This is a genomic window from Chitinophaga sp. YR573 (assembly GCF_900110995.1).
GTDB lineage: Bacteria > Bacteroidota > Bacteroidia > Chitinophagales > Chitinophagaceae > Chitinophaga.
The window spans coordinates 4,493,628-4,518,272 of sequence record NZ_FOJF01000001.1; the positions used below are offsets into that span (position 1 = coordinate 4,493,628).

General features: G+C 41.9%; 26 protein-coding genes. 13 read left to right on the forward strand and 13 right to left on the reverse strand.

The window, feature by feature from the left end:
- Window positions 1-3 precede the first annotated feature (3 nt).
- The 3 genes from BMW86_RS18745 to BMW86_RS18755 form a co-directional block, all read right to left on the reverse strand.
- A complete protein-coding gene (locus tag BMW86_RS18745) occupies window positions 4-750 on the reverse strand; it encodes a polyprenol monophosphomannose synthase (protein WP_089783240.1) in 747 nt (248 codons plus the stop codon).
- 68 nt (window positions 751-818) lie between these two features.
- Window positions 819-1,592 (reverse strand): 3'-5' exonuclease, encoded by a 774-nt coding sequence (locus BMW86_RS18750; protein ID WP_089783241.1) that lies wholly within the window; start codon window positions 1,590-1,592, stop codon window positions 819-821.
- Window positions 1,593-1,601: 9 nt separating this feature from the next.
- Window positions 1,602-2,954: a UDP-N-acetylmuramate--L-alanine ligase gene (locus BMW86_RS18755; RefSeq protein WP_089783242.1), complete on the reverse strand. Its 1,353-nt coding sequence runs from the start codon at window positions 2,952-2,954 to the stop codon at window positions 1,602-1,604.
- Window positions 2,955-3,279: 325 nt separating this feature from the next.
- On the opposite strand from BMW86_RS18755, the gene ytxJ reads away from it, so the two are divergent.
- The 3 genes from ytxJ to aroQ all read left to right on the forward strand — a co-directional run bounded on the left by ytxJ (window position 3,280) and on the right by aroQ (window position 4,689).
- Complete coding sequence (ytxJ, locus tag BMW86_RS18765; RefSeq protein ID WP_089783244.1) at window positions 3,280-3,609, forward strand: bacillithiol system redox-active protein YtxJ; 330 nt, start codon at window positions 3,280-3,282, stop codon at window positions 3,607-3,609.
- Window positions 3,610-3,702: 93 nt separating this feature from the next.
- Entirely contained in the window at window positions 3,703-4,266 is a 564-nt protein-coding gene (locus BMW86_RS18770) for a UbiX family flavin prenyltransferase (protein ID WP_089783245.1), read from the forward strand.
- A 9-nt stretch (window positions 4,267-4,275) separates the two neighbouring features.
- A complete protein-coding gene (aroQ, locus tag BMW86_RS18775; RefSeq protein ID WP_089783246.1) occupies window positions 4,276-4,689 on the forward strand; it encodes a type II 3-dehydroquinate dehydratase in 414 nt (137 codons plus the stop codon).
- A 97-nt stretch (window positions 4,690-4,786) separates the two neighbouring features.
- Here the strand turns inward: aroQ and BMW86_RS18780 are convergent, their stop codons facing one another.
- Both BMW86_RS18780 and BMW86_RS18785 read right to left on the reverse strand, forming a co-directional pair.
- Entirely contained in the window at window positions 4,787-5,209 is a 423-nt protein-coding gene (locus BMW86_RS18780) for a hypothetical protein (protein ID WP_143056619.1), read from the reverse strand.
- Window positions 5,210-5,238: 29 nt separating this feature from the next.
- A complete protein-coding gene (locus tag BMW86_RS18785; RefSeq protein WP_089783248.1) occupies window positions 5,239-5,934 on the reverse strand; it encodes a DUF3800 domain-containing protein in 696 nt (231 codons plus the stop codon).
- Between the two features lie 639 nt (window positions 5,935-6,573).
- Here BMW86_RS18785 and BMW86_RS18790 point away from each other — a divergent pair.
- The 5 genes from BMW86_RS18790 to BMW86_RS18805 are packed head-to-tail and all read left to right on the forward strand — an operon-like array spanning window position 6,574 to window position 11,596.
- Window positions 6,574-7,191: a hypothetical protein gene (locus BMW86_RS18790; protein WP_089783249.1), complete on the forward strand. Its 618-nt coding sequence runs from the start codon at window positions 6,574-6,576 to the stop codon at window positions 7,189-7,191.
- Between the two features lie 10 nt (window positions 7,192-7,201).
- Window positions 7,202-8,179, forward strand: a complete 978-nt coding sequence (locus BMW86_RS18795) for a hypothetical protein (RefSeq protein ID WP_089783250.1) — start codon at window positions 7,202-7,204, stop codon at window positions 8,177-8,179.
- A gap of 36 nt (window positions 8,180-8,215) precedes the next feature.
- The gene (locus BMW86_RS18800) at window positions 8,216-9,982 is read left to right on the forward strand and encodes an OmpA family protein (protein WP_089783251.1); all 1,767 of its coding nucleotides are present in this window, start codon (window positions 8,216-8,218) and stop codon (window positions 9,980-9,982) included.
- A 55-nt stretch (window positions 9,983-10,037) separates the two neighbouring features.
- Window positions 10,038-10,811 (forward strand): ABC transporter permease, encoded by a 774-nt coding sequence (locus tag BMW86_RS32570; RefSeq protein WP_143056620.1) that lies wholly within the window; start codon window positions 10,038-10,040, stop codon window positions 10,809-10,811.
- Window positions 10,808-11,596, forward strand: coding sequence for an ABC transporter ATP-binding protein (locus BMW86_RS18805; RefSeq protein ID WP_177189306.1), 789 nt, complete (start codon window positions 10,808-10,810; stop codon window positions 11,594-11,596). The genes BMW86_RS32570 and BMW86_RS18805 overlap by 4 nt, the downstream gene beginning before the upstream one ends.
- Window positions 11,597-11,688: 92 nt before the next feature.
- Here the strand turns inward: BMW86_RS18805 and bioB are convergent, their stop codons facing one another.
- The 5 genes from bioB to BMW86_RS18830 all read right to left on the reverse strand — a co-directional run bounded on the left by bioB (window position 11,689) and on the right by BMW86_RS18830 (window position 16,796).
- Window positions 11,689-12,687, reverse strand: coding sequence for a biotin synthase BioB (gene bioB, locus BMW86_RS18810; RefSeq protein WP_089783253.1), 999 nt, complete (start codon window positions 12,685-12,687; stop codon window positions 11,689-11,691).
- Between the two features lie 70 nt (window positions 12,688-12,757).
- On the reverse strand, window positions 12,758-13,858 hold the full coding sequence (locus BMW86_RS18815) for a M42 family metallopeptidase (RefSeq protein ID WP_089783254.1): 1,101 nt from the start codon (window positions 13,856-13,858) through the stop codon (window positions 12,758-12,760).
- On the reverse strand, window positions 13,851-14,729 hold the full coding sequence (locus BMW86_RS18820) for a UbiA prenyltransferase family protein (RefSeq protein WP_089783255.1): 879 nt from the start codon (window positions 14,727-14,729) through the stop codon (window positions 13,851-13,853). Before BMW86_RS18820 ends, BMW86_RS18815 begins: the two co-directional genes overlap by 8 nt.
- Window positions 14,730-14,732: 3 nt before the next feature.
- Complete coding sequence (locus BMW86_RS18825; RefSeq protein WP_089783256.1) at window positions 14,733-16,271, reverse strand: acyl-CoA carboxylase subunit beta; 1,539 nt, start codon at window positions 16,269-16,271, stop codon at window positions 14,733-14,735.
- Window positions 16,272-16,355: 84 nt separating this feature from the next.
- A complete protein-coding gene (locus BMW86_RS18830) occupies window positions 16,356-16,796 on the reverse strand; it encodes a hypothetical protein (protein ID WP_089783257.1) in 441 nt (146 codons plus the stop codon).
- A 150-nt stretch (window positions 16,797-16,946) separates the two neighbouring features.
- On the opposite strand from BMW86_RS18830, the gene BMW86_RS18835 reads away from it, so the two are divergent.
- Complete coding sequence (locus BMW86_RS18835) at window positions 16,947-17,930, forward strand: LuxE/PaaK family acyltransferase (protein WP_089783258.1); 984 nt, start codon at window positions 16,947-16,949, stop codon at window positions 17,928-17,930.
- Between the two features lie 156 nt (window positions 17,931-18,086).
- Complete coding sequence (locus BMW86_RS18840) at window positions 18,087-18,725, forward strand: class I SAM-dependent methyltransferase (protein WP_089783259.1); 639 nt, start codon at window positions 18,087-18,089, stop codon at window positions 18,723-18,725.
- A gap of 32 nt (window positions 18,726-18,757) precedes the next feature.
- On the opposite strand, the gene BMW86_RS18845 is transcribed toward BMW86_RS18840, so the two are convergent.
- Entirely contained in the window at window positions 18,758-19,486 is a 729-nt protein-coding gene (locus BMW86_RS18845; protein WP_089783260.1) for a hypothetical protein, read from the reverse strand.
- A 404-nt stretch (window positions 19,487-19,890) separates the two neighbouring features.
- Here BMW86_RS18845 and BMW86_RS18850 point away from each other — a divergent pair, with 404 nt between their 5' ends.
- A complete protein-coding gene (locus BMW86_RS18850) occupies window positions 19,891-21,450 on the forward strand; it encodes a T9SS type B sorting domain-containing protein (protein WP_177189307.1) in 1,560 nt (519 codons plus the stop codon).
- Here the strand turns inward: BMW86_RS18850 and BMW86_RS18855 are convergent.
- Both BMW86_RS18855 and BMW86_RS18860 read right to left on the reverse strand, forming a co-directional pair.
- On the reverse strand, window positions 21,443-21,808 hold the full coding sequence (locus BMW86_RS18855; RefSeq protein WP_089783262.1) for a response regulator: 366 nt from the start codon (window positions 21,806-21,808) through the stop codon (window positions 21,443-21,445). The genes BMW86_RS18850 and BMW86_RS18855 overlap by 8 nt on opposite strands.
- Before the next feature lie 10 nt (window positions 21,809-21,818).
- The gene (locus tag BMW86_RS18860; protein WP_089783263.1) at window positions 21,819-22,556 is read right to left on the reverse strand and encodes a sensor histidine kinase; all 738 of its coding nucleotides are present in this window, start codon (window positions 22,554-22,556) and stop codon (window positions 21,819-21,821) included.
- A 433-nt stretch (window positions 22,557-22,989) separates the two neighbouring features.
- Between BMW86_RS18860 and BMW86_RS18865 the strand changes: the two genes are divergently transcribed.
- Both BMW86_RS18865 and BMW86_RS18870 read left to right on the forward strand, forming a co-directional pair.
- Complete coding sequence (locus BMW86_RS18865; protein WP_089783264.1) at window positions 22,990-23,670, forward strand: response regulator; 681 nt, start codon at window positions 22,990-22,992, stop codon at window positions 23,668-23,670.
- Window positions 23,671-23,835: 165 nt separating this feature from the next.
- On the forward strand, window positions 23,836-24,633 hold the full coding sequence (locus BMW86_RS18870) for a polysaccharide biosynthesis/export family protein (RefSeq protein WP_255372947.1): 798 nt from the start codon (window positions 23,836-23,838) through the stop codon (window positions 24,631-24,633).
- Window positions 24,634-24,645: the final 12 nt, after the last annotated feature.

The following is a 24,645-nucleotide window of genomic DNA, read 5'->3' on the forward strand; positions in this document are numbered from 1 at the left end:
TTATTATATGCTGTTCCTTACTCTTCTTTCGTACTTGCGGAACAGGCTTTCCCATTGAATCTTTAGTACCCCGAGAATCCCTTCTTTCACAATCCCTTTACTCATCTTGGAATATCCTTCTTTACGGTCTTTAAAGGTGATCGGAACTTCCTTGATAAGGAAGCCCAGTTTCCAGGCAGTGAATTTCATCTCTATCTGAAAGGCGTAACCTACGAAGCGGATAGCATCCAGGTTGATGGCTTCCAGTACAGGCCGTCTGTAGCAAACAAAACCTGCTGTGGCATCTTTTACATGAATCCAGGTAACAAAACGTACGTATACGGAAGCCCCGTAGGAGAGCACAGCTCTGTCCCATGGCCAGTTTTCTGTGCGACCGCCTTTTACATAGCGGGAACCAACAGCCACATCACCCCCTTCCTTAGCGCAGGCATCGTATAGCCTTACCAGGTCGGCCGGGTTATGAGAGAAATCGGCGTCCATCTCGAATATATAGTTATATCCCTTTTCCAGCGCCCATTTGAAACCGTGGATATAGGCAGTGCCTAATCCCTGTTTACCGCTTCTTTCTGACAGGAAGAGTTCCGTAGGATGTTCTTTCTGTATAGATTTAACGATATTACCGGTACCATCTGGCGAACCGTCGTCCACAATCAGGATATGAAAATCTTGTTGCAGAGAAAACACAGCGTCAATGATCTTGCGGATATTATCCTTTTCATTGTACGTCGGAATGATGACAAGCTTTTCCAATCAGCAAATTGTTGTTTAAGGCTGCGAAATTAGTATAATACCTAAAGAAAGTAAGTGTTTTTTGAATATTAAATCTTTTTTAACATCATACTGTGATAAATATCTGTGAGTTTCTGCTTGGTATTCAGCGGAAAGTCGGCTTTCATCATCCAGTCATAATACTGAGGCTCAATCTTTAATACGTCTTTTACAGGCCGTCCTTTGTACTTGCCGAAGTTGAATACCTCTACACCGTTCTGCATCACCATTCTTCTGGCAAAGTCCACATATTCATCTTCTTTGGTAAAGTCTGCCAGTTGTTCTACTTCAGATTGCAGCTGATCGTAACGGAGTAACTGGGCTTCCAGGATTTCATAGGTAGCCAGGGCGTCAGCCTCAGCGCTATGTGCATTCTCCAGGTTCTTATCGCAGTAAAATTTGTAAGCAGCAGCGAGCGTACGTTTTTCCATCAGGTGGAAGATTTTCTGCACGTCTACGAATTTGCGGTCTTTCACGTCAAATTCGAGGCCGGTGCGAAGGAACTCTTCTACCAGTAAGGGAATATCGAAACGGTTTGAGTTATAACCCGCTATATCACAGTTCTCCATGAACTGACGCAGTTCATTGGCCGCCTGTTTAAAGGTGGGAGCATCTTTAATATCATCATCACTAATGCCATGAATAGCCGTAGAGGATGGCGGAATAGGCATGCCCGGGTGAATACGTTTCACCTTGGACTGAATGCTCTTGTCCGGGAATACTTTTATGATAGCGATTTCTATGATACGGTCAGTGGCCACATTGGTGCCAGTCGTTTCAAGATCAATAACGGCCAGTGGCCTTTTCAATTGCAATGAGGGCATGACAAAAATTTAGAGATACTTTTTCAGCGAATTTAGGTCTAATCCCTCATAATCGCCTGAACTCATGAGGAGTAAGTTAGTGTTATCGTATTGTTGTTTGTCCAGGAATGCCAGTAAATGATCTCTTTTATTAAAGATTTCAAGATCGGCCCTGCCAAAACCCTGGGCTACCACATCGGGTTCCAGGTTAGGCATCCTTTTGATTTCCAGTGCATGACTGCTGTAAAAAACAACTGGTACATCTGCTTTGTCCATTGCCCCCTGGTATTGTACCATGAAGTCAGCGTTCAGGCTGCTATAGGTATGTAATTCCAGTACGGCAATAAGTTTACGCTGTGGATACTGCTCTTTCAGCGCTTCCATGGTAGCTTTTACTTTGGAAGGAGCATGGGCAAAGTCGCGGTAAATAGCGCAATGATCATTCTTGCCCACCAGTTCCAGTCGTTTCGCAGCTCCGGTAAAGGTAGCGATCGCTTTCAGAAATGTAGCATCATCGATTCCTAACTGATTACAAACCAGTCTTGCCGCGTGCATATTCAGCAGATTATGGTCGCCGAATACTTCCAGGGCAGAGCTGTGATCACCAAAGGTAACGGTAGTGGTACCGTTGACGATTTTATGTTCCGGCACATTGTACGGGATCAGGTTGAGGTGGCCGCCTTCGGCGTTTACCAGCTTAACCAGTTCAGGATCAGTGCTGTTATAGATGAGAGTTTGGCCTTTTTCTATGGTGCGTAAGAAAATGGCAAACTGCTCCAGGTAGTTATCGTAGGTAGGGAATACGTTGATATGGTCCCAGGCAATGCCGGTTAATACGGCGATATGTGGGTGCAGGAAATGGAATTTCGGCCTTTTTTCGATGACAGAAGCAGGGTATTCATCAGCTTCGCATACAATTAAAGGAGCGTCGGTGATATTGACAGACTGGGAGAATCCTGCCAGCCTGGCGCCTACGAGATAGTCGAATTTAGTACCAGCCTGTTGCAATACGTGCATAATCATGGCGGTAGTGGTAGTTTTACCATGACTGCCTCCGATGGCTACGCGCTTCTTTTGCAGGCTTTCCTGGTAGATATATTCCGGGAAGGAGTAGATCTTGAGATTCAGCTGTTTAGCTTTGAGCAGTTCCGGATTGTCGGCCCTGGCGTGCATTCCCAGGATCACGGCATCGATATCGGGGGTGACACGGGACTCGTCCCAACCCATGGTAGCCGGTAAGATACCTGCCTGTTTAAGGTTGCTGAGGGCCGGTTCGAAGATTTCATCATCGCTGCCGGTTACCTGGTAACCTTTAATTTTCAGTGCTATCGCCAGTTGGTGCATAACACTTCCGCCTACCGCAATAAAATGTACTTTTGTCATATAAACAATGCCGGTGTTTTTGCGTTATATTTATGTAATCAGGGAAAAAGGACCGATATTATAGATAAAAATTTTAATATAATTTTTATATTTGCAAAGTAACGTTACAAATGACGATTAAAAAAGCGATATCGCCATTCCCTATGAAATTTCATTTATCAATTAAACATCCCTTTATGCAAGTATCTTTTCTTAAAGTTTTGGGCAGGGCTGCACTTATCTTTATCTTTGCAGCTTTCGTAACATCGTGTGCATCACAGAATAAGTTAGGTTGTCCGATGAAGATTGGCAAGGTGACACACACGGCAAACAGCAAGGATTGTTAATGAATTGGATACCTTTAACTACAGAAACGCAATTATCAGAAATTAAAGCAGCATCAGCAGAAAAGTCTGTGGTTATCTTTAAACACAGTACACGCTGTTCGATCAGTGCGGTTGCAAAGTCCAGGCTGGAAAGGGGCTCCAAGCCAGAAAATATTTCCTTTTACTACCTGGATCTGATCCGTTTCCGTGATTTATCCAACAAAGTGGCAGCAGATTTTGCCATAGGGCATGAATCTCCGCAGGTATTATTGATTCGCAACGGGGAATGTGTATACGATGAAAGCCATGGGGGAATCCGTATGGAAGAACTGGAAGCACACGCCAACTGAGGCAAGATATAAGAAGCCAAATTCTATTTATCCAAAGAAATTAGTCCCGGGAAATTCCCGGGATTTTTGTGTTTATAATACTAGATTTGCCCCATGAGACATCGTATAGTAGTGGCGGTTACGGGGGCCAGTGGGTCCATTTATGCTCGTCAGCTGTTGAACAAGCTGCAGGCAGCTGCTGCCCAGACGGATGAAGTAGCCCTTGTGCTGACGGAAAACGCCAGAACTGTGTGGGAAACAGAACTGGGTAGTAAAGATTATACTGATTTACCTTTCAAATTATATACACAACAGGATTTTCACGCACCATTTGCCTCCGGTTCCGGCAGGTTTGATACCATGATCATCTGTCCATGTTCTATGGGAACGCTGGGGCGCATAGCTACCGGTATTTCCAATGACCTGATTACCCGGGCAGCAGATGTTGTATTAAAAGAAAGACGTAAACTGATTTGTGTAGTGAGGGAAACACCTTACAACCTGATGCATCTCCGGAATATGGTGACTGTTACCGAGGCAGGCGGGATTATCTGTCCGGCAACACCTTCTTTCTACAGCGTGCCTAAAACCCTGGAAGAAGTAGCCGCTACTGTAGTAGACCGTGTACTGGACCTTGCAGGTATTGAACAAACCACCTTCAGATGGGGGACCAAATAAATTATAATCATGAAGATCGCAATCATTAACGGACCTAATTTAAACCTGCTGGGAAAGCGGGAACCAGGGATTTACGGCAACGAATCTTTTGAAGATTATTTTGTTAAACTGAAGGCGTTATATCCTTCTGTTGAATTAACTTATTTTCAGAGTAATTCAGAAGGTGGATTGATTGATCATCTGCATGAGATTGGGTTTTCTTATGATGGGATAGTATTTAACGCCGGTGGATATACGCATACATCTGTAGCTATCCGGGATGCGATTGCAGCGATTAAAACACCTGTAGTAGAAATGCATATCAGTAATATACATGCGCGTGAAGAGTTCCGTCATACAAGTATGATAGCAGCTGCATGCGTAGGTAGTATCTGTGGATTGGGTATGAAAGGATATGCGTTAGGAGTGGCCTATTTCCTGTAGAATAACATTTTTAGAAAATATTTAGTACATTTGTAGTGTTCTTTACCCTTGGTCTGGAACCTACAAAGGTCTCTAACGCTGAACCAGCTAATCAGCGTTATTTTTTTGCCCTATCATAATCAGGTCCGCTCAAAAGTTTATTTAAATTTTCATCATCATCTATCTGATAAGCCGTTATGAATCTGGCTACAGCTTCTGATATTATGTTTATTACAACTACATAATTTCCTTTTACTACTGCTACACGTCTGTTCCCATCATAACTTTTAGTCTTAGTATCCCACCCTTTTTTCAAAACTGAATCCGGATCCTGAAGAGCATCTTTTATCCAATGGATCTTTTCACATCTGTTTAAGGATAACACAGATTTATCTTTCATTTTTCTGTTTGCACTTTCATAAAAAGCATGGTCAAACATTTCTGAATAAAATTGTACCAAAATTCCATCAAAAGTATAAATAGGATTTGCACGATCACAATAAGTATCTGACCATGTTTTTCTCAATTGAGCTTCGCTCATTTCATAAGATCGAATTCTCACATATTTCATTACCAGCCGCCCTCCATTTCAATTTTGAATACATTGAATTTCTCTTCCCACTTAGAAGTAGCACCTATCGCTTTATGTAAGTGATTTTGTTCTACTATAGATACCAATTTCTTCTTGGCTTCACTGGTAATTTCCTGTCTAAACTTTGCAGATACAAGACCTGTTAGAATATCTGCCAGTTGTATTCCTGATGATTGTTCTGAAGGTAGTGCCTGGACCTGAACTACGGTGGAAGTCCTATTGCTTTCGTGCAGTAATTTTTTTAATTCTTTTAACCTGCCTTTGTTTCGGTTAACTTTTAGATCAATAAAAATATTGTAATTGTTATTATCAAATAACCAATGATGTAATAATTGATAGTAAAATTTGTAAAACCCTAATTCTATATCTCCATTATGGAAAGTCAAGGCATCGGCCTTACTTGATTCAATTAAAATAACTCTGAAACGTAAATAGTCTGCCTCGAAGAAGTAATTGATTACCTCCTCATAAGCAGGCAAATAAGATGGAGAAATTTTATTCCATTTTAATTCTCCTTTTATATTGTATTTATTTTTTACTTCACTTAAACAAGCCTTGAATTCTGCCCTATATTCAGCAGGAAGCCAAATACTTCCAATGGCAGTATATTTATGAGCCTCCTTATTTGATAAGGCCTCTAACCCACTTTCATCACAATAAACTTCAAATTCCATATCATTTTCGTTTATACTTTAACCTTTAACAACATAATCTTAAAAGCAAATTTGAAAAGGTTGTCTAAGACTATGTAAAATACTTAAAAAAACAGATTAACTTTTGATGAAAGAAATAGAATTGTTTGACGATTATCAAACTGATAATCGTACTAAGTTTTGTTTAATTGGTTGATTTGAAAGCACTTCTTTATAACATCAGGTTTATAGACTATATGTCCGTTTATCCAGCTATATTTCCTCTTATACCTCTATATTACCATTTGTACCAGTAAATTTACCATCTATATGTGTATTTCTACCACTCATATTGGTATTTGTTAAGGAAATGCTAACTAGTATATACCTTTACTAGATCAAACTAAAACGGAGCTAGTCTCCAACGAAAAATGAAAACAATTAATAGCCCGGTTTCTCAAGAGGGTTATAATTACAAGAACTTCCTACAAGATTTAATTAAGTTCTCCATCAGTAGCTAAACTACAAATCTCTCCATCTTTTTTACTAACATAAGATCGGCTGTATAGGTTGCTATTCCTGCATCTTCATGCCCTTTTATATTAAAAAATAAACAACGAAAAGTTGTGATGGGAGAGCTATGCCTGCTTGTATTTAATCACCTCTCATAAACCCAACACTATGCCTTCATTTGGTAAAAAAATCCTGTCTGCTTTTGTAGAGCTGTCCGACACGGATGCAACTAAAACAGAAACGCAGGTTCCTGTGCATACTGCTGAAAACAATGCAGCAGTGCACACTCCCACAGACGCAGGTAACAAATTCAGCGACTACTTTAACAAGTTGTTTGCTGACGCAAACCTTCCCGGTCCTGATTATTACGAGTTCTCGAAAATGACAGAAGCCATGCAGGTAATTGCAGATGAAAAAGCCCGCTATTGCGCCGCTTTTGCAGGCTTGCAGGTACAAGGTCTTAACAAAGGGAAACTGTTATCCTCTGCACTGGAATACGTGCAGATACTGGATGCAGATGGGGTAGCCTTTCATAACACCATAGATGCTGCTTTAGCTGAAAAAGTACAAAGCAGGAAAAAGGAGATGGAAGAAGCCCGTGACCGTATTCAGAAATTATCACAGGAGATAGTCAATCTGCAACAACAGATGGAACTATTGACCAGGGAAATTGAAGAGAATGAAACGAAGATCGGAAACAGTGCTGCAGGTTACAGCGCCGCACTGGAAAGCAGTAAACAGAAATTATTGCAGGATATAGAAAAGATCAAGTTACACATACTTTAAAACCTACACAATGACTGAATTAAAAACAAACTGGTTATCTGAGCCAAAAAATGTGGCCACCACCGTTATAGGTATCTCGCTCTTTGCAAGTTTAGGATATGCGTTCACAACCTATGTATTACCATGGCTGGTAAACGTTACCTGGAACCTGATCAACCTCATAGTAGGTGGCGTAATACTGGCCTTTCTGTTAATGCTGTTTACCAATAAAAAGTTTTGGAGAGCATTGAAATATTTATCAGAATTCATTGCCAATTATTCTATTGGTCTGGCTATAGAACTGAATCCCTTCGCCATTTTACAGGCAAAGATCGATCAGGGATATGAAGACAGGAACACCCTGTTCAAACAAACAGGAAGATTAAAAGGTAAACAAAGTGAATTGATGGATAAGCTGAAAGAAAAGGAAAAAGAGCTGCAACTGAATGTACAAAAGGTAAAGATTCTGCAGCAGGAAAATACCAACAGCAGGCACATAGATCTGTATGCCAACAACGTGATCCGTTGCAGGGAATATATAGACAATGTAACGCCGATAGTAGGTGACCTGAACAAGCTGGTTTCCTTTGCTGATGCCGCTTATGAAGAGAGTGGTATCATGCTGGAAGATGCGAAACTTGACCTTGAAGCAAAGAAAGATCTGTACTACTCTGTTACCACCGGCTTATCTGCCGTAAGCAGTGCGATGAAAGCATTCAAAGGTGATGATGCCTTAAACAGAGATGCTGAAAAAGCGCTGGCCATACTGAAAGTACGGATAGGTGAAAAGATTGGTCACATCAAATCTGCGATAGATGTAACCTCCCGCTTTATGGATGATAAAGTGCTGGAAGATAAAGCGAAATCCGCACAGGCAATAGAACTGATCAGCAGTTTCAACATGCAGTCCGATTTTAATTACACGCAATCTGCACTGGATAAAAACAGTGATAGCGGAAGATTGAAAGGAGTAAATGTACCCGACAGATATCGCGGTTTATTAGACTAAACAATTTTTTTAAAACATAATTAAATCCAAATACCAATGACACTTAAATTAAAACCCGCCGGAAAGATATTCATTATCGTTGCAGTAGTAGCAATTGGAATAGTAACTGTAAGATGGTACCAGGGTCGTCCCAAACAGGTGAGCGAATCGCTGGAACTCGGTAAAGTAGTATTGCCCGATGCGCCTGAAGCATCCTTAAGTAGCAATGCTGTTAAATTAGCTTTACCAGGCAATACCCCATCTGCAAATGGCGGAACACAGATCACCTGGTTACGTATGGCCTGGAACAGCCAGTTCTCTGCCATGTACGCTAACGGTGGTACACGTACTACAACGGGTTCTTTATTTGATAAGATGAAACTCGATATCACTTATACCCGTCAGGATGATTGTAATAAGCAAATGGCAGATTTAGTAAAATTTGCACAGGACTATAAAAGCAATCCTTCTACTGCTGGTGTGATGATTACATTCATGGGAGATGGTATGCCAGCTTTCATGACTTCATTGTCTAAAGAACTGGAAACGCTGGGTGCGGAATATCAGCCTGTGATTATCCCTGTAACACATGGTAAATCATATGGTGAAGACCAGGTAATGGGTCCTCAGCAATGGAAGGTTGACCCTAAGTCAGCTATCGGTAAATGTGTGGCCGGTGTGTTACGTGACGGGGATATTAATATACTCCTGAAATGGGCCGGTGATAATGGTTTAAAGGTAAACCCTGATGAAACTACCTACGATGCTGCTGCTATCAACATCATTGCTGCGAATGACTTCCTGGATGCACCTAATAAATATATTGCTAGTTATACCGAAAGCCGTAAGATAGTAGCCAATGGTAAAACTACCGGTAAAGATACCACTGTAGGTGTGGATGCAGTAGCCACCTGGACTCCCGGTGATGTGAACGTATCTGTTAAAAAAGGCGGACTGGTAACAATTGCCAGCACCAGACAGTATGCTTCACAGATGTCTAATCAGACGATCACCATTAAGAAATGGGCGAATGATCACAGGACAGACGTTGAAAACATCATCATCGCACTGGCACAGGCTGGTGACCAGGTACGTTCTTTTAATGATGCAAAAGAGTTTGCTGCTAAGGTAAGTGCTGAAGTGTATAACGAGCAGGATGCTGCTTACTGGTTGAAATACTTCAATGGTGTAGAAGAAAAGGATATACAGGGATTGAAAGTAACGTTAGGTGGTTCAGCGGTATTTAACTTACAGGATATGGCCAATACATATGGATTAGGTAATGATAAGATAGACAGGTATAAAGCGGTGTACAACACCTTTGGTAGCCTGATGGTGAAAATGTATCCTGCATTAATGCCTTCATTCATGCCTTACGAAAAAGCGGTAGACAAATCTTTCCTGTTCTCTGTGATCTCTAATCACCCTGAATTGCTGGAAGGTAAAGCGATCGAGACGAAGTATGCTTCTGAAATCACTTCTGAAGTATCCTCTAAATCTTACAGTATCGAGTTTGAAACCGGTTCTGCTGTAATCAGGTCTTCTTCTTACAAATTACTGGATGAAATTTTTGAATCAGCTGTAGTAGCTGAAGGGTTGAAAGTAGGTGTGTATGGTCATACAGATAATAGTGGTTCAGATGCGGTGAATGTGCCTTTGTCTGAGAAACGTGCGGCTGCTGTAAAAGATTATCTGCTGAAGAAAGGTCTTACAGAAAACCGTCTGGAAGCGAAAGGATATGGTGCTGCAAAACCACTGGTATCTAATGCTACAGAGGCTGGCAGGAGTCAGAACAGAAGAGTGGAAATAGTGCTGGGTGAGTAATCATTATTATATAGCCACTGCATTACGCAGTGGCTATTCTTCCCTAATTATTTATATGAAAAAGATATTTCAACCTTTTGCTGTAATCAATAGTCAGACGTTTATAATCATGGCGTTGTTACAGGTAGTGCTGGCGCTGGTATTGTGGCATACTACTTCTAACGGATTAATGCCGCAGCCTGGTAAAGTAGCTGCTGCGCTGGTACATTTATCCACTACAAAATTGCTGATAGATAATGTGCTGGTAAGTCTGGTGCTTACTTTAAAAGCAATGCTCTATGCCATTATCATCACGTTGTTTTTTGCTTATTTATCTGTGTTGCCATTTTTCAGAAGTATTGCGGAGTTTATAGTGAAGTGCCGTTATCTCACCTTAGCCGGATTGATATTCGTGTTTACATTGCTTACACAAAACGGTAGCGCATTAAAGCTCTGGTTACTGATCTTTGGTATTGTCCCTTTTTTCGTTACTTCTTTTTTATCAGTGATAGTGCATATTCATCAGCAGGAATATGACTTATGCAAAACACTTGGTTATAGTAACTGGCGTACTTTATACGAAGTGATTATTGTGGGGAAGGCAGATAAAGTACTGGAGATATTACAACAGAACTTTGCCATTGCATGGTTGATGATTACAATGGTAGAAGGGTTGAATATGAGTGAAGGTGGGATTGGCGCTTTATTGATCAAGTATAATAAGTACAATGATTTAACGAATGTACTGGCACTGCAACTGGTTATTTTCTTACTGGGATTATTCTTCGATGCCTTACTTACTATCATGCGCAGATGGTTATTTCCTTACACTACATTAGCAACAAAATGACAGCATATACTAAACAACAGGTACTCTTACAGGCTACAGATGTTTGCCTGAATTATAGAGATACTCCTGTGTTACACGATATCAATTTCACTATTAAAAACATTATGCGTCCTGGTGTGGAACAGGGACAGGTAGTGTCTTTATTAGGCAGGAGCGGGGTAGGTAAAACGCAGTTGTTCCGCTTACTGGCGGGCTTGCAGCAACCGACATCCGGTAGTATTATCATTGATGGTAATAAACAGGTGCAGGCAGGGGATATGGGGGTAGTGTTTCAGCATTATTACCTGTTTGAGTGGAAGACTATTTATCAGTCGCTTAGAATGGCTACCAGTCAGAACCCTGTTTTAAAAGGGAATGAAAAGGAAGCGATAGAGAAGTGGGCAGCAGCATTTGATATTACTGCCTGTCTGCATAAATATCCTCAGCAGTTATCTGGTGGGCAGCGTCAGCGGGCCAGTATTATGCAGCAGTTGTTGAAAGGGTCTAAGTTCTTATTGTTTGATGAGCCGTTTTCAGGGTTGGATGTTTGTGTATTGGATAAAGTAGTGGATATGTTGTTACAGGTATCAGTGGCAGATGAATTGAATACGCTGATTATTGTTTCTCATGATATTGAGACAAGTGTAGCGATATCTGATACGGTGTATATACTGGGTAAAGAAGAAGGAGGATCTACGATTAAAAAGGAGATAGATTTGATTGAGAGGGATCTTGCCTGGCATAAGGATGTACGCAGACATAAGGCGTTTGCAGATACACTGGATGAGATAAAGGCTAGTTTGTAAAGTAAATATCAGCCTGGAAGATAAAGGCACATTTGCATAATGAAAAAGCCCCGCAGATTCTGCGGGGCCTTTTCATTATACGTAATTACTTCTTATGATAAGGTAATTGCTTCCTGTACTTCGTGGTCTTTGAAAGCAGCTCTTGCTTTCAGGCCCAGCAGTTCGAACATCATATGATCTTCTTCAAAGGAAGGGTTGTCTGTAGTTAAAAGTTTCTCACCGGTGAAGATGGAGTTGGCGCCTGCCATGAAACACATTGCCTGTTCAGCAATGCTCATTTCAGCACGACCAGCACTGAGGCGTACCATTGCCTTAGGTATTACCAGGCGGGTAGTAGCGATCATGCGTACCATATCCCAGAAGGCTACTTTAGGCATGTTTTCCAGTGGCGTACCTTTTACGCGGGTCAATGCGTTGATGGGCACGGAATCCGGATGTTTAGCCAGGTTGCTGAGAGTATGCAGCATACCTATGCGGTCTTCGTGAGATTCACCGAGGCCGATGATACCACCGCAGCATACGCTAACACCTGCTTTCTGTACGTTTTCAAGGGTACGTAAGCGGTCGTCGTATGTACGGGTAGTGATGATTTGTTCGTAGTATTCGCCGGAGGTATCCAGGTTGTGGTTGTAAGCATACAGACCGGCATCAGCCAGTTTCTGTGCCTGGTTTTCTGTAAGCATACCCAGCGTACAGCAAACTTCCATACCCATTTCGTTTACACCTTTTACCATGTCCAGCACGCGGTCAAAGTCGCGGTTATCGCGTACTTCTCTCCAGGCAGCACCCATACAGAAGCGGGTAGAGCCTGCTTCGCGGGCTTTCTGCGCGTATGCCAGTACTGCATCTTTCTGCAGAAGGCCGTGAACGTTGATATCTGTATTATAACGGGCTGCCTGTGGGCAGTAGGAACAATCTTCGGAGCAACCGCCGGTTTTGATGGAAAGCAGGGTACAAACCTGTACTTCTGCGGTATCCTGTGTTTGTCTGTGAACAGAAGCAGCACGGAACACGAGCTCCAGCAATGGTGTATTATAGATTTCTCTTATTTCTTCAATGGTCCAGTCGTGACGGATCTGCACATCTTGCATAATAATCTAATTTGAATAGCAAACCTACAAAAAAAAGTATTAAAAAAGTTTAATGCCTCAAAGTGTTGTCTTAGAGGTACTTAAAGTTCGTTTTAGGCGTAATATTCAGCAAAGTCTGATAAATCAGGTGAATAGTGTTCTCTATATCATCCTTTTTTACCATTTCTACTGTGGTATGCATATACCGCAGTGGCAGGCTGATAAGCGCAGACGGAGTACCGTCATTTGAGTAAGCAAAAGCATCCGTATCTGTACCGGTGCTGCGGCTAACCGCATGCAGCTGGTGAGGAATATCGTTCTTTTTAGCCGTCTTGATAATAAGGTCCCTGAGGATATTATGTACAGCAGGGCCGTAAGTGATACTGGGTCCGCCGCCACACTTGATCTCCCCTTCAATATTCTTATTGATCATAGGAGTGGTGGTATCATGGGTCACATCGGTAATGATAGCTACATCAGCTTTGATGCGTTTAGCAATCATTTCAGCCCCACGCAGCCCTACTTCTTCCTGTACCGCATTCACGATATACAGGCCAAAAGGGAGGGACTGTTTTTTCTCTTTCAGCATACGGGCCACTTCAGCGATCATAAATCCGCCAATGCGGTTATCGATAGCGCGGCATACGTAGTAGTCGTGCGCCAGTTCTTCAAAACCATCCTCAAAAGTAACCACACAGCCCACATGGATACCCAGGTCGTCTACTTCCTTACGGGAGCGGGCGCCACAGTCCAGGAAGATGTTATCTACCTTAGGCTGGGGTTCTTTACCTTCTCCGCCACGCATACGGGTATGGATAGCCGGCCAGCCAAATACGGCCTTCACGGAACCATTCGCTGTATGGATATTTACGCGTTTGGACGGCGCGATCTGCTGATCGGAGCCACCATTGCGGATAACATAGATAAGTCCTTCCGGAGATATATAATTTACGAACCAGGATATTTCATCAGCATGCGCTTCTATCACTACTTTAAAAGGAGCTTTGGGATTGATGATACCTACTGCCGACCCATAAGCATCTACATAATGTTCATCAATATAGGGCTGTAAATATTCCAGCCACAGTCTTTGTCCTTCCTTTTCAAAACCGGTAGGAGAAGGGTTATTAAGGTAGTTGCGCAGGAACGTAAGCGCTTCCTTGCTAAGTATAGATTTTTGCTTCTTAGACATTGCTGTTGTTGTTAATGATTGTGCAAAAGTAAGGAATTAGCCAGCAGCTTTTAACTGCCAGGATATGTAGCAGTGCAGATAACATTACCATGCCATCCAGCACACTATAATAAAAGAGATCAGAACGTGTGTGCATCGTGTAACGTGTAAGCAGCGCGGTTATCAGCACCGGCGCGAGCAGGAACAACATCAACGGTAAAGGGAAACAAAAGGCAAAAACTGCCGAGCATATCAATGAGCAATAATATAAACGTTTGAGGTTGGGCTTGCTGAGGTAGGTGATCAGCGAACGGATCCCTTCCCTCTTATCTGCATCAAGATCCCGGTAATCGAAGAGCATACAGATGGCGTATACCAGGAAGAACCGGTGAAGGGTATAGGCCGTTAAAGAAAGCGTAACAGACTGTCCTGCAATGAATACAGGTAGCAATGTGGTCACGTAAGTCCATACAAAAGAAAGGAACACCGTTTTACCGATAGCTATCTTACGCAGCCATACAAAAGCCCGCTGTGGTAGCTTAGGGGCAGAATACAGAAAGGTAAGGATGGCAGCACCGCCCAAAGGCAGCCAATGGGCCTTTAAGAACCAGAAGCTATAGGCCGCACCTATACCACCCACTGCGCAAAGCGATAACTGTAGGGCCTTATGCCTGGCACCCCAGAGGATCCTCTCTGAGGCGGAATAGTCTGCCGGAGTCAGGTACCAGTGGAAGTTATAACTACAGATGGTCGCAAAGAATACGAAGATGTAGAAGTCGTCATTTACATCCCTGATATGAAACAATGTATTGGTTTGCCATATCATGAGTACGGCACAACATGCAACATATATGGAAGAGAAGATGATAAAGTTTAACAGCGCCCGGAACATAATTTATAACGGGATATTCCCATGTTTTTTCCGGGGCAATGTTACAACTTTATTTTCCAGCATTGCAAAGCCTTTGATCAGTTTAATACGCATCTGATCTGGTATTATAACCTCATCAATATATCCTTTTTCAGCCGCCAGGTAAGGATTGGCAAAGCGTTCCGTGTATTCAGCCACCAGTTCATTCATGCGTGCTTCAGGATCTTCCGCAGCATCAATTTCTTTTTTATAGATGATCTCTACTGCGCCTTTAGGTCCCATTACGGCAATTTCCGCCTGAGGGAAAGCAAAATTGAGATCGGCACCGATGTGTTTGGAGTTCATTACACAGTAAGCGCCCCCATAGGCTTTACGGGTGGTAACGGTGATTTTGGGAACAGTGGCCTCACTAAGCGCAAACAGGAGTTTAGCCCCGTTGGTGATGATGCCGTTCCATTCCTGGTCGGTACCCGGTAAGAAGCCCGGTACGTCTACCAGTACCAGCAGGGGCACATTGAATGCATCGCAGAAACGGGTAAAGCGGGCGCCTTTCACGGAAGCCTTTATATCCAGCACACCTGCCAGGTGTCCCGGCTGATTGGCTACGATGCCAATGCTGCGGCCGGCTATACGGGCAAAGCCCACCAGGATGTTCTCTGCATAATCGCGGTGTACTTCAAAGAAGCTATCGGTATCTGTCACCTGGGCAATCACTTCCTTCATATCATAAGGCTGATTGGAGCTCTCAGGGATCAGGGTATTGAGTGTGGTCCTTGTTTCGTCGGAAGGGGTGTAAGGGTATACGGGTGCATCTTCTTCACAGTTCTGTGGCACATAACTGAGTAACTGACGGATATTCTGGATGCATTCCACTTCATTGGCACAGGCGAAGTGGGTAACCCCGCTTTTAGAAGCATGGGTATGTGCACCGCCCAGTTCTTCGGAAGTTACTTCTTCATGGGTAACGGTCTTAACGACGTTAGGGCCGGTTACGAACATATAGGAAGTTTCTTCCACCATCAGGATGAAGTCTGTAATGGCAGGGGAGTATACAGCACCACCGGCACAGGGGCCCATTACGGCGGAAATCTGTGGGATAACACCGGAAGCGCGGGTATTGCGGTAGAAGATGTCTGCATATCCACCCAGGCTTACCACACCTTCCTGAATACGGGCACCGCCGCTGTCATTGAGTCCTACTACGGGAGCGCCGTTCTGCATGGCAAGGTCCATGATCTTGCATATTTTACGGGCATGCGGTTCGGAGAGGCTGCCACCATATACGGTAAAGTCCTGTGAGAATACGTAGGTGAGGCGGCCATTGATAGTACCATAGCCGGTTACCACCCCATCTCCGGGAAACTGTTCCTGGTCGGTGGTAAGTCCGCGGTTACGGTTATGTACAAACATGTCCAGCTCTTCAAAGGAGCCTTCATCCATGAGCAGGGTAAGTCTTTCGCGGGCGGTCAGTTTGCCCTTTTTATGCTGGGAGGATATCCTTGCTTCACCACCACCGAGGGAGGCGGCAGCGATGCGTTGCTGCAGTTCTTCAATTTTGTCCATGGAATCGCTTTGAGGTGTTAAAGACTGAAAGCCTGATAATTGAAGGTTTAATTTCAATTATCAGGCTTTCAAACCTAAGAATATTTATTGGTATTGTACTTCTACTTTAGGAGTAACGATGGTGTCACTATGATTGTTTGCATCATCCACTATATATACGAGGTAGTGAACACTGTCTTTAGGAATCGGATTGGCTCCCGTTTGGGGAAAGTCTGTTCCTACCAGGTGTAGCACTACTTCCGCGGTAAGTTTGGTGCCTTTGTGGGCATCCAGTTCCGGCATGGGACGACTTTCAAAAGCAGTATCCGTTGGTTGGGTATCGTAGATAGCTGCAAAGTTGAAGCTGTTTTCAATATCCCCGTCCCCGTCTTTTACCTCGAAAGTAATATCCAGTCCATAAGAGGAACTTATGGGCACGGAAGAGTAAGATTTGAAGGTAATTACAGGTTTAGTACCCAGTGAATCCTTCTTACAGGCGGTGATAGCCGTCAAAGCAAACAGGGATAAAAAAAGCATTTTCTTCATATAACAAACCTACATTAAATTTTTAATTATAGCTAATATGCAAGGCTAACCCCGGCCACTGTATAATAACGTAATTTATGTCTTGTTTGTTACGTTAGCGGCCTAATTAAAGATATAACCTAAATTTGTGCGGTTTTAAAGAAGGCGACTATGAGCGGCATTAATACAGCATCTATATTTTCACTACAGGAGCAGGGCCTAGAAGCGGCAGCCCTGGAAGTATTTCGTTATCAGTACCGGGAAAATGCCCTGTACCAGGCCTATACTGATGCCCTGCATATAAAACCGGAGTCTGTAAAGACTTTACATCAGATCCCCTTTCTGCCTATACAGTTCTTTAAAACACATAGCGTTACCTGCGGAACGTTTGAGCCGGAGCTGGTGTTTGAAAGCAGCGGGACTACGCAAACGGTTAACAGCCGTCACCTGGTAAAGGACGCTGGCCTATACGAAAAGAGTTTTATCGCCACTTTCGAAAGGTTTTACGGTCCTGTGGAAGATTTCGTGATCCTGGGATTGCTGCCTTCCTACCTGGAACGAAAACATTCTTCCCTGGTATATATGGTGCAGAACATGGTGAAACGCAGCCGGCATGAAGCCAGTGGCTTTTACCTGTATGAACACGATAAGTTATCTCAGAAGTTACAGGAGCTGGAATCCCGCGGACAGAAAACATTGCTGATAGGAGTGACCTTCGGCTTGCTGGACTTTGCCGAACAATATGCCCTGCGCCTGGAAAATACGATTGTAATGGAGACCGGGGGGATGAAAGGCCGCCGGGAAGAATGGACAAGGCAGCAGGTACATGCATTTTTACAGGAAAGGCTGGGATGTAAGGCCATCCATGCAGAGTATGGCATGACGGAGTTGCTGTCTCAGGCATATTCCTATGAACAGGGATTTTTTCACTGTCCACCCTGGATGAAAGTGCTGGTGCGGGATGAAAATGATCCTTTCCAGTTATATGAAGAACAGGCCGCCGGAGTAATTAACGTGGTGGACCTCGCTAACCTGGATTCCTGTGCGTTCATTGCTACAGAAGATATCGGCCGTTTACATGATCATGGTACATTTGAAGTACTGGGCAGGCTGGATAATTCAGCTTTGAGAGGTTGTAGTCTGATGGTAGGATAGTATTTGTTATTTTTATAATCTACTCATATAAATAATACCCTTGATAGCCAATATGTTCTAAATTGGTGTATATTCGACGTTATAAGAATCATCAGCACTGGTTGACAAAACTGAAAGACCCCCACACATTTCTCTAATTTATAATTCCATAATTCCATGAGTAGCTTGTACGTACAATATGGCTGTGGTTTCTCATCACCCCAAGGATGGAAAAACTTTGATGCGTCACCCACCCTCCGTATCCAACAATTACCCCTGATTGGCAATTTATTAAAACATCGTATGCATGTTACTTTTCCTGACAACGTATTGCAGGGAGATATTCTGAAAGGATTACCCGGTATTGCAGATAATTCCTGCGATGGTGTTTACTGCTCTCATGTACTGGAACATTTATCTTATGAAGATTTCATGACGGCAGTAAACTACACATTCCGTTATTTAAAACCAGGAGGGATTTTCCGTTGTGTAGTGCCTGATCTGGAAAAGGCAGCCAGGGAATATGTACAGGATTTGTCTAACAATGATGATGAGGCAAATACAAAGTTCCTGGAGAAAACAAGACTGGGTAAAAAACAACGGAAACGCGGACTGGCCGGTCTGTTACAGAATACGATGGGGAATAGTGACCACCTGTATATGTGGGATACACTATCTCTCAGTAATATATTATATAAAGTAGGATTCAGTAGAGTAAGGCCTGCAAAGTTTAATGATTCTGAAGATGAGATGTTTAAACTTGTAGAGTCTCAGGGCAGGTTTGAAAATGCAGTTGCGTTAGAAGCAATCAAATAATATTATGGGGCTACAAACAGTCCGTTATTTATTTAATGTTCTGTTTGTAGCATCACTTTTTCCAGTAAAACTTCCAGTTTTTCCGGATGTCCTTTTAGCTCCGTTAATTCCTGCATATAGGGAAAACTCTGATGATCCATCCCAAACTTTTTCATCAGGTAAAGGTCCAGCGTATCAATAGAATTTGAGCTTTGAATATAATTACGCAGGAAGAAAAGAAAAGGCTGTCTTTCTTTTTCCAGTAAAAGTAGGATCGCTATTTTTTCTTTCAGTGGATCATTCACATTCATCGTAAACAGCTGCAGTACCTGTCTGAAATTTTTGTTGCTCAGTTCTGCAAAATAAGCAGGCAGAAAATCGAGACAGAAAAATTCAACAGTAAAATCATCAAAGATACCGGCACTCAGCTGGTCTTCATCTATACTGTACCAGGTAGCCCATTCCAGCAGATCCTGTTTAGAAATTCCTCCCTGTAACAAAGCCTGCAAATGATGAATAACACCCGCACGGGTAGGTACTGTATCCGTAGAATGATTGATATTATTGACAATATCCAGATAGAAAGTTTCGCTCATATCACGGGCAGCTTCCGTTAAAAGATAGGTAACATCAATACCATCTTCCATCAACAGAAAACTATCAAATTCTAATACTTCAGTAGTCTCTTCCAGAATCTCTTTCCTTGTTTTTGTTCCTTGTAAATAAGCTTTGATTAACTCAATGAAGTAAGTGGATGTAACGGACGGTGATTCATTTTTCATTCTACAGGCTTTTATCATTAAAAATTACATATATCACTGGCACACCTGTTATAATTAGTAGTATGGGCATAGGTAGCGCAAATTTCCTTTGGTACAATATAGTATTAAAATCCCAAAAAAAACAGGAGGAAGGCAACGTACTGCGGACGTATGTTAAATTTTAAGAGAACATTTACATTTCAGATACGTTAAATTCTCATTATCCATATATTATATAAAAATATATTGTATCTTTATATTATTCCTGGGAATGCAATTACCAAAACCATTTATGAAGGAATAGCCAATATTCCTTTATATACCTGTGAAAGAACGGATCCTATGAGGACATGATATATCTGTGTCCGCAAGTCAGACATTGATCGAAAGGCAATTCATACTTATTTTTTAGACTTATGTATCCTATGAGCCGCAAGTGTAAACCTGTATCCATACAGATATGGGGAAGGGCATGTTATTACTTTATACTTTTCAGTTGCATTGTTTTCTGTAATACTATTTATGCCCAGAATATCATTTTAAAGAACCCGTCATTTGAAGGTAATCCCGGAAGGGATTCCATACCAGCAGGCTGGTGTGCAGCTTCCAATACACCTGATATATTACCCGGTGTTTTTAATATTAAACTCCCTGCATCAGAAGGTAAAACTTATGCAGGACTGCATAGCGGCCCCAATTACAGGGAAGGGCTGGCTCAACAATTACCGGGAGAACTGCTGGGAGGTATGGCGTATTCGCTGTCATTAGACCTTGCTTACGCACCTAGTTACTTATATAAGGCATGTTACGGCAGCCTCGTGATTTACGGTGGAAATACGCCCGGAGATACTGCTGAAGTACTATGGAGATCGGGTGTGTTTACAGACACTACCTGGAAGCATTATAAAGCTGTGCTGATGCCTTCTAAAAATTATACTTATCTCTCCTGCTGGGCAGACCCTACAGAAGACTGTGATAAAAGTACTTTCGGTTCTGCCGTGCTGATGGATAATTTTTCTACTATCAGAGAAATACTCAAAACTGAACTCTCCGCATCTTCCAGTTGTAAACGTGTGAGCACCGGAACTGTTGCAGTGAAAGTAAACAGCGGGCAGGCGCCTTTTACATATCTGTGGACACCTGGTAACTACACTACTGCACAGGTACAAAACCTGGCTGCCGGTACATATACAGTGGCTATCACAGCCGCGAATGGTATCAGTGGAAGCGGACAGGTAATTGTTCCTGAATCCGATCTCACTGCTAAAGTGAATGTTACTACTTCTGCCTGCAACGGCGATAATACTAACGAGATTAAACTGGATGTAACCGGTGGTGTGCCGCCTTACCATTTTTACATGGATGAAGTAAAAGGACTGGACAATTCCGTTTTTACGAATGTATATCCGGGAGATTATACTGTGACGGTAAAAGATGAAGAATGCTGGGACAGTTTTCATGTAACAGTGAAAGAACCTGCGCCATTACAACTGACAAAGGCATCTACTGTATCCTGTAGCTGTAGTGAAACCAATGATGGTAAGATTGTTTTAAAGGTAGAAGGAGGCACGGCGCCTTACAAATACCGTTTATATAATGAGGACTGGAAAGAGGAGAGTACCCTTACTAATCTGAAGGCCGGTTATTACCAGTATGAAGTAAAGGATGCCAATGGATGTAACCTGGATGGTAATGCCAGTATCACTTCACCCTGGCAGAATTGCCTGGTGGTAATACCTTCAGCATTTAGTCCGAATGGAGACGGGAATAATGATGTGTTCAAACCAAAGATTTATGATGCGGTGAAGAACTATGAGATGAGTGTATATAACCGCTGGGGCGGACTGGTATTCCGTACTTCTGATCCTAATGCAGGATGGGATGGGGCTAATAATCAGCCACAGGCATTTATTTATGTATGCACATTTAATGACAGGAATAATGAGAAGAAAGAGTTTACCGGTAGTCTGATGTTGCTCAGGTAAGCAGTTTTTTTATGTTCTCGTGCAGACTGGTAAAGAGGAATGGTTTGGTGATGTAACCCGCAGCGCCTTTCTGATAAGCCAGATTCATTTCTTCTTCTGCAGTTTTAGCACTGAGTATGATCACCGGTATTTTATGTAGTTGTTCGTCCTGTTGAAATTGTTCCAGCAGTTGATAGCCATTTAGTATTGGCATATAGATATCACTAATGACGAGGTCCGGATGATGAGTGCGGGCAAGATCTACGCCTTCCTGTCCGTTAGTAGCAGTGATCACTGCATAATCGTGGAGTTCCAGTAAACTCTGTACTGTATCAAGTAATCCAGGTTTATCTTCAATCAATAATATTGTGCTACTCATAACGGGAATATCAGGGGTATGGAAATTCTAATGTGAATATAGTTCCTTGATCCAGCTCACTGGTAACAAAAATCTTTCCATTATTAGCGGTAACAAAGTTCCTTACGATATGTAGTCCCAGGCCTGTGCCTTCTATGCTGTCTACATTACTGCCTCTGTAAAATGGCTGGAACAGGTGAGGAATATCAGCAGCAGGGATGCCGATGCCATCATCTTCTATAATAATAATGACAGCATGTTCCTCATACTTCAATTCTACAACCGGCATTTTTTTATGGGAAAACTTCAGTGCATTATTCAGGAGATTGGAAAATATGGTAGATAATTGTTTTTTATCTGCATGTATTTTAACGTGTGTACCAGACACTTTAATCTTGAATGTCCGGGCATCTTTCCTGTCGGTGAAGTATTGTGCTTTTAATTCCTGTAGTATTTCGTGAACGTCTGTTAATTCTTTTTTTATCTCTATACTGTTTGAAATGATATTACTCATGGTAAGGATTTCATCCAGTATGCTGTTTAATTTAAAGATCTCTGTCGTTATTTTGGATATGTTCTTTTTATAGAACGGGTCCATATAATTATCTATATGCAGTTTTGCTGCAATGAGATCTGCGGCAGATGAAATAGCTGTTAATGGTGTTTTGAATTCATGAGAAATAATAGCAATAAGATTGCTGGTGTTGTCCAGCAAAGAGGAAGTGTCTTCGGTATTATTGTTGTCATTCACTGTCTTAAGGTTCGGCATATCCAGTGGTTAACGCATTTTTATGGCATATGTTATATTGGTGCATGTAGAAATTTGTTCACATTAACTTTATCTTAAAATTCCACACCCCAGTTTTAATGACTTGGTCTTTTTTTATATTTGCTCACGACAATATAGCTAATTGTTAGATAATTATCTAGTCAATAGTTTATAATATTTGTTTTACATTTATGCGAGAATAAGCGTTTGTTGCTATCTTATCCCATAGACCCTACCCAAGTTGTTACATAGAATTTATCATAATAAGAGCCGTATAACTATAGATGCTTTTAAGGTAATATGTAATCATTATTAAAATAAGTAGTTATTTCTTTTAGTAGGGACCAGACCATTTTTGGAACCATTTTTGATTACTGATTGTCGACTTGTGCCATATAATTATTGAACCGAACCTTTTGCTAACATTGACCCTATGATCAACATTGGAATAATAGAGGATAACTATTTCCAGCTGAATAATTACAGAGAGTTTCTGGAAGATTTTCAGGAATGCAAAGTTGTATTTGCATGTAAATCGATGGAAGAATTTAGAGAGCTGCCGTTTAAAGGTGAAGATGTAAATGTGATTTTATTAGACATTTCATTACCCGGAGAATCAGGCATACAGGGGATGCAGGAGTTAAAACGCATCTATCCTGAGTCCAAGATCATTGTGCTTTCCGGTCATGATGGAAAACACTATGTGATTGAATCTATACGTCAGGGCGCCAATGGTTATATAATAAAGACCAGTCGTCTGATGGAGATCTATCATTCTATCTTAGACACGATCAGTGAAGGAGGTACATTGTCACCCAAAGCAGCACATTTGTTAATCAGCCATATTAATAAAGATCCATTAGAAGATATCAGGCACAAACTCACCAAAAGGGAGTATGAGCTGCTGGCATTGTTAAAAGAAGGCTACTCATATAAGGAGATGGCGGATAAGTTGTTCGTAACAGTTTTTACTGTAAATCAACATCTTAAAAAAGTATATCAAAAGCTGAATGTTGCCACCAAATCAGAGCTTATTTCCAAAATATGGTCCAATAGTTTGGTTAGTTTGTTACTAATCAGTGCTTTTGTTAATAATTGTTTAGATATACTTTAATTATACGCCGACCGCGACGATTAAAAAGGTACTACTATAGTTAGTAAGCACATTCGTGTTATAAGAAGCATTTATACTCTAGTGAGTAATACTTCGCGCATCATTGTTGTACTAATATTGTAATGCTGGAAAAGCGCGGACGCTAACCTTCAACTTTAAATTGGAATGATGTTTTTAAGAAAGGCTTATTCAAACCTTATCATTATTGTGCCGATCGTTATTTGCTGTTTGTTTTCGTCATGTGTCAGTACTAAGAGTTCGGTTTATTTCAGGGATCTTCCGGATACAGTTATCGCACCGGTTGCAGGCAATTTCGAACCAGTGATCCAGAAGAATGATATACTGCAGATTACAGTGAGCAGCATGAATGTTGATGATGCAGTAATATATAATACACCCAGTATGGCCAACATTGGCGGCGCAGCCACCAGTGGCCCACAGGCCGTAGGTTTCCTCGTTAGTGAACAGGGATTTATACAGTACCCGGTATTAGGACAGGTGAAGGCTGATGGCCTTACGAAAAGTGAATTGACCAGGTATCTGCATGATCAGCTTGAACAGAAAAAATTACTGGTAGATCCGGTAGTGAGTATCCGTTTCCTGAACTATCGTGTAACGGTGCTGGGAGAGGTGGGGAAACCAACAGTTGTAAATGTGGGGAATGAGAAAATAACCATTATGGAGGCACTGGGCCTCGCTGGTGATATCACCGTTTTTGGAAAGAAAGATAATGTACTATTAATACGTGAAACAGATGGAGTGCGGACAATAAAAAGGCTGAATCTGAATAATAAGGAAATATTTTCATCTCCCTATTATTATCTGCGCTCTAATGATGTTGTATACGTAGAACCCAACAAGGCAAAGGTTGGCGGTTCAGACAGAGCTAAACAAGTAATACCGATCGTCCTCAGTAGTTTATCATTACTGGTGATTATCCTGGACAGGCTGATACTTAATTAGCCCCTGAGTTTT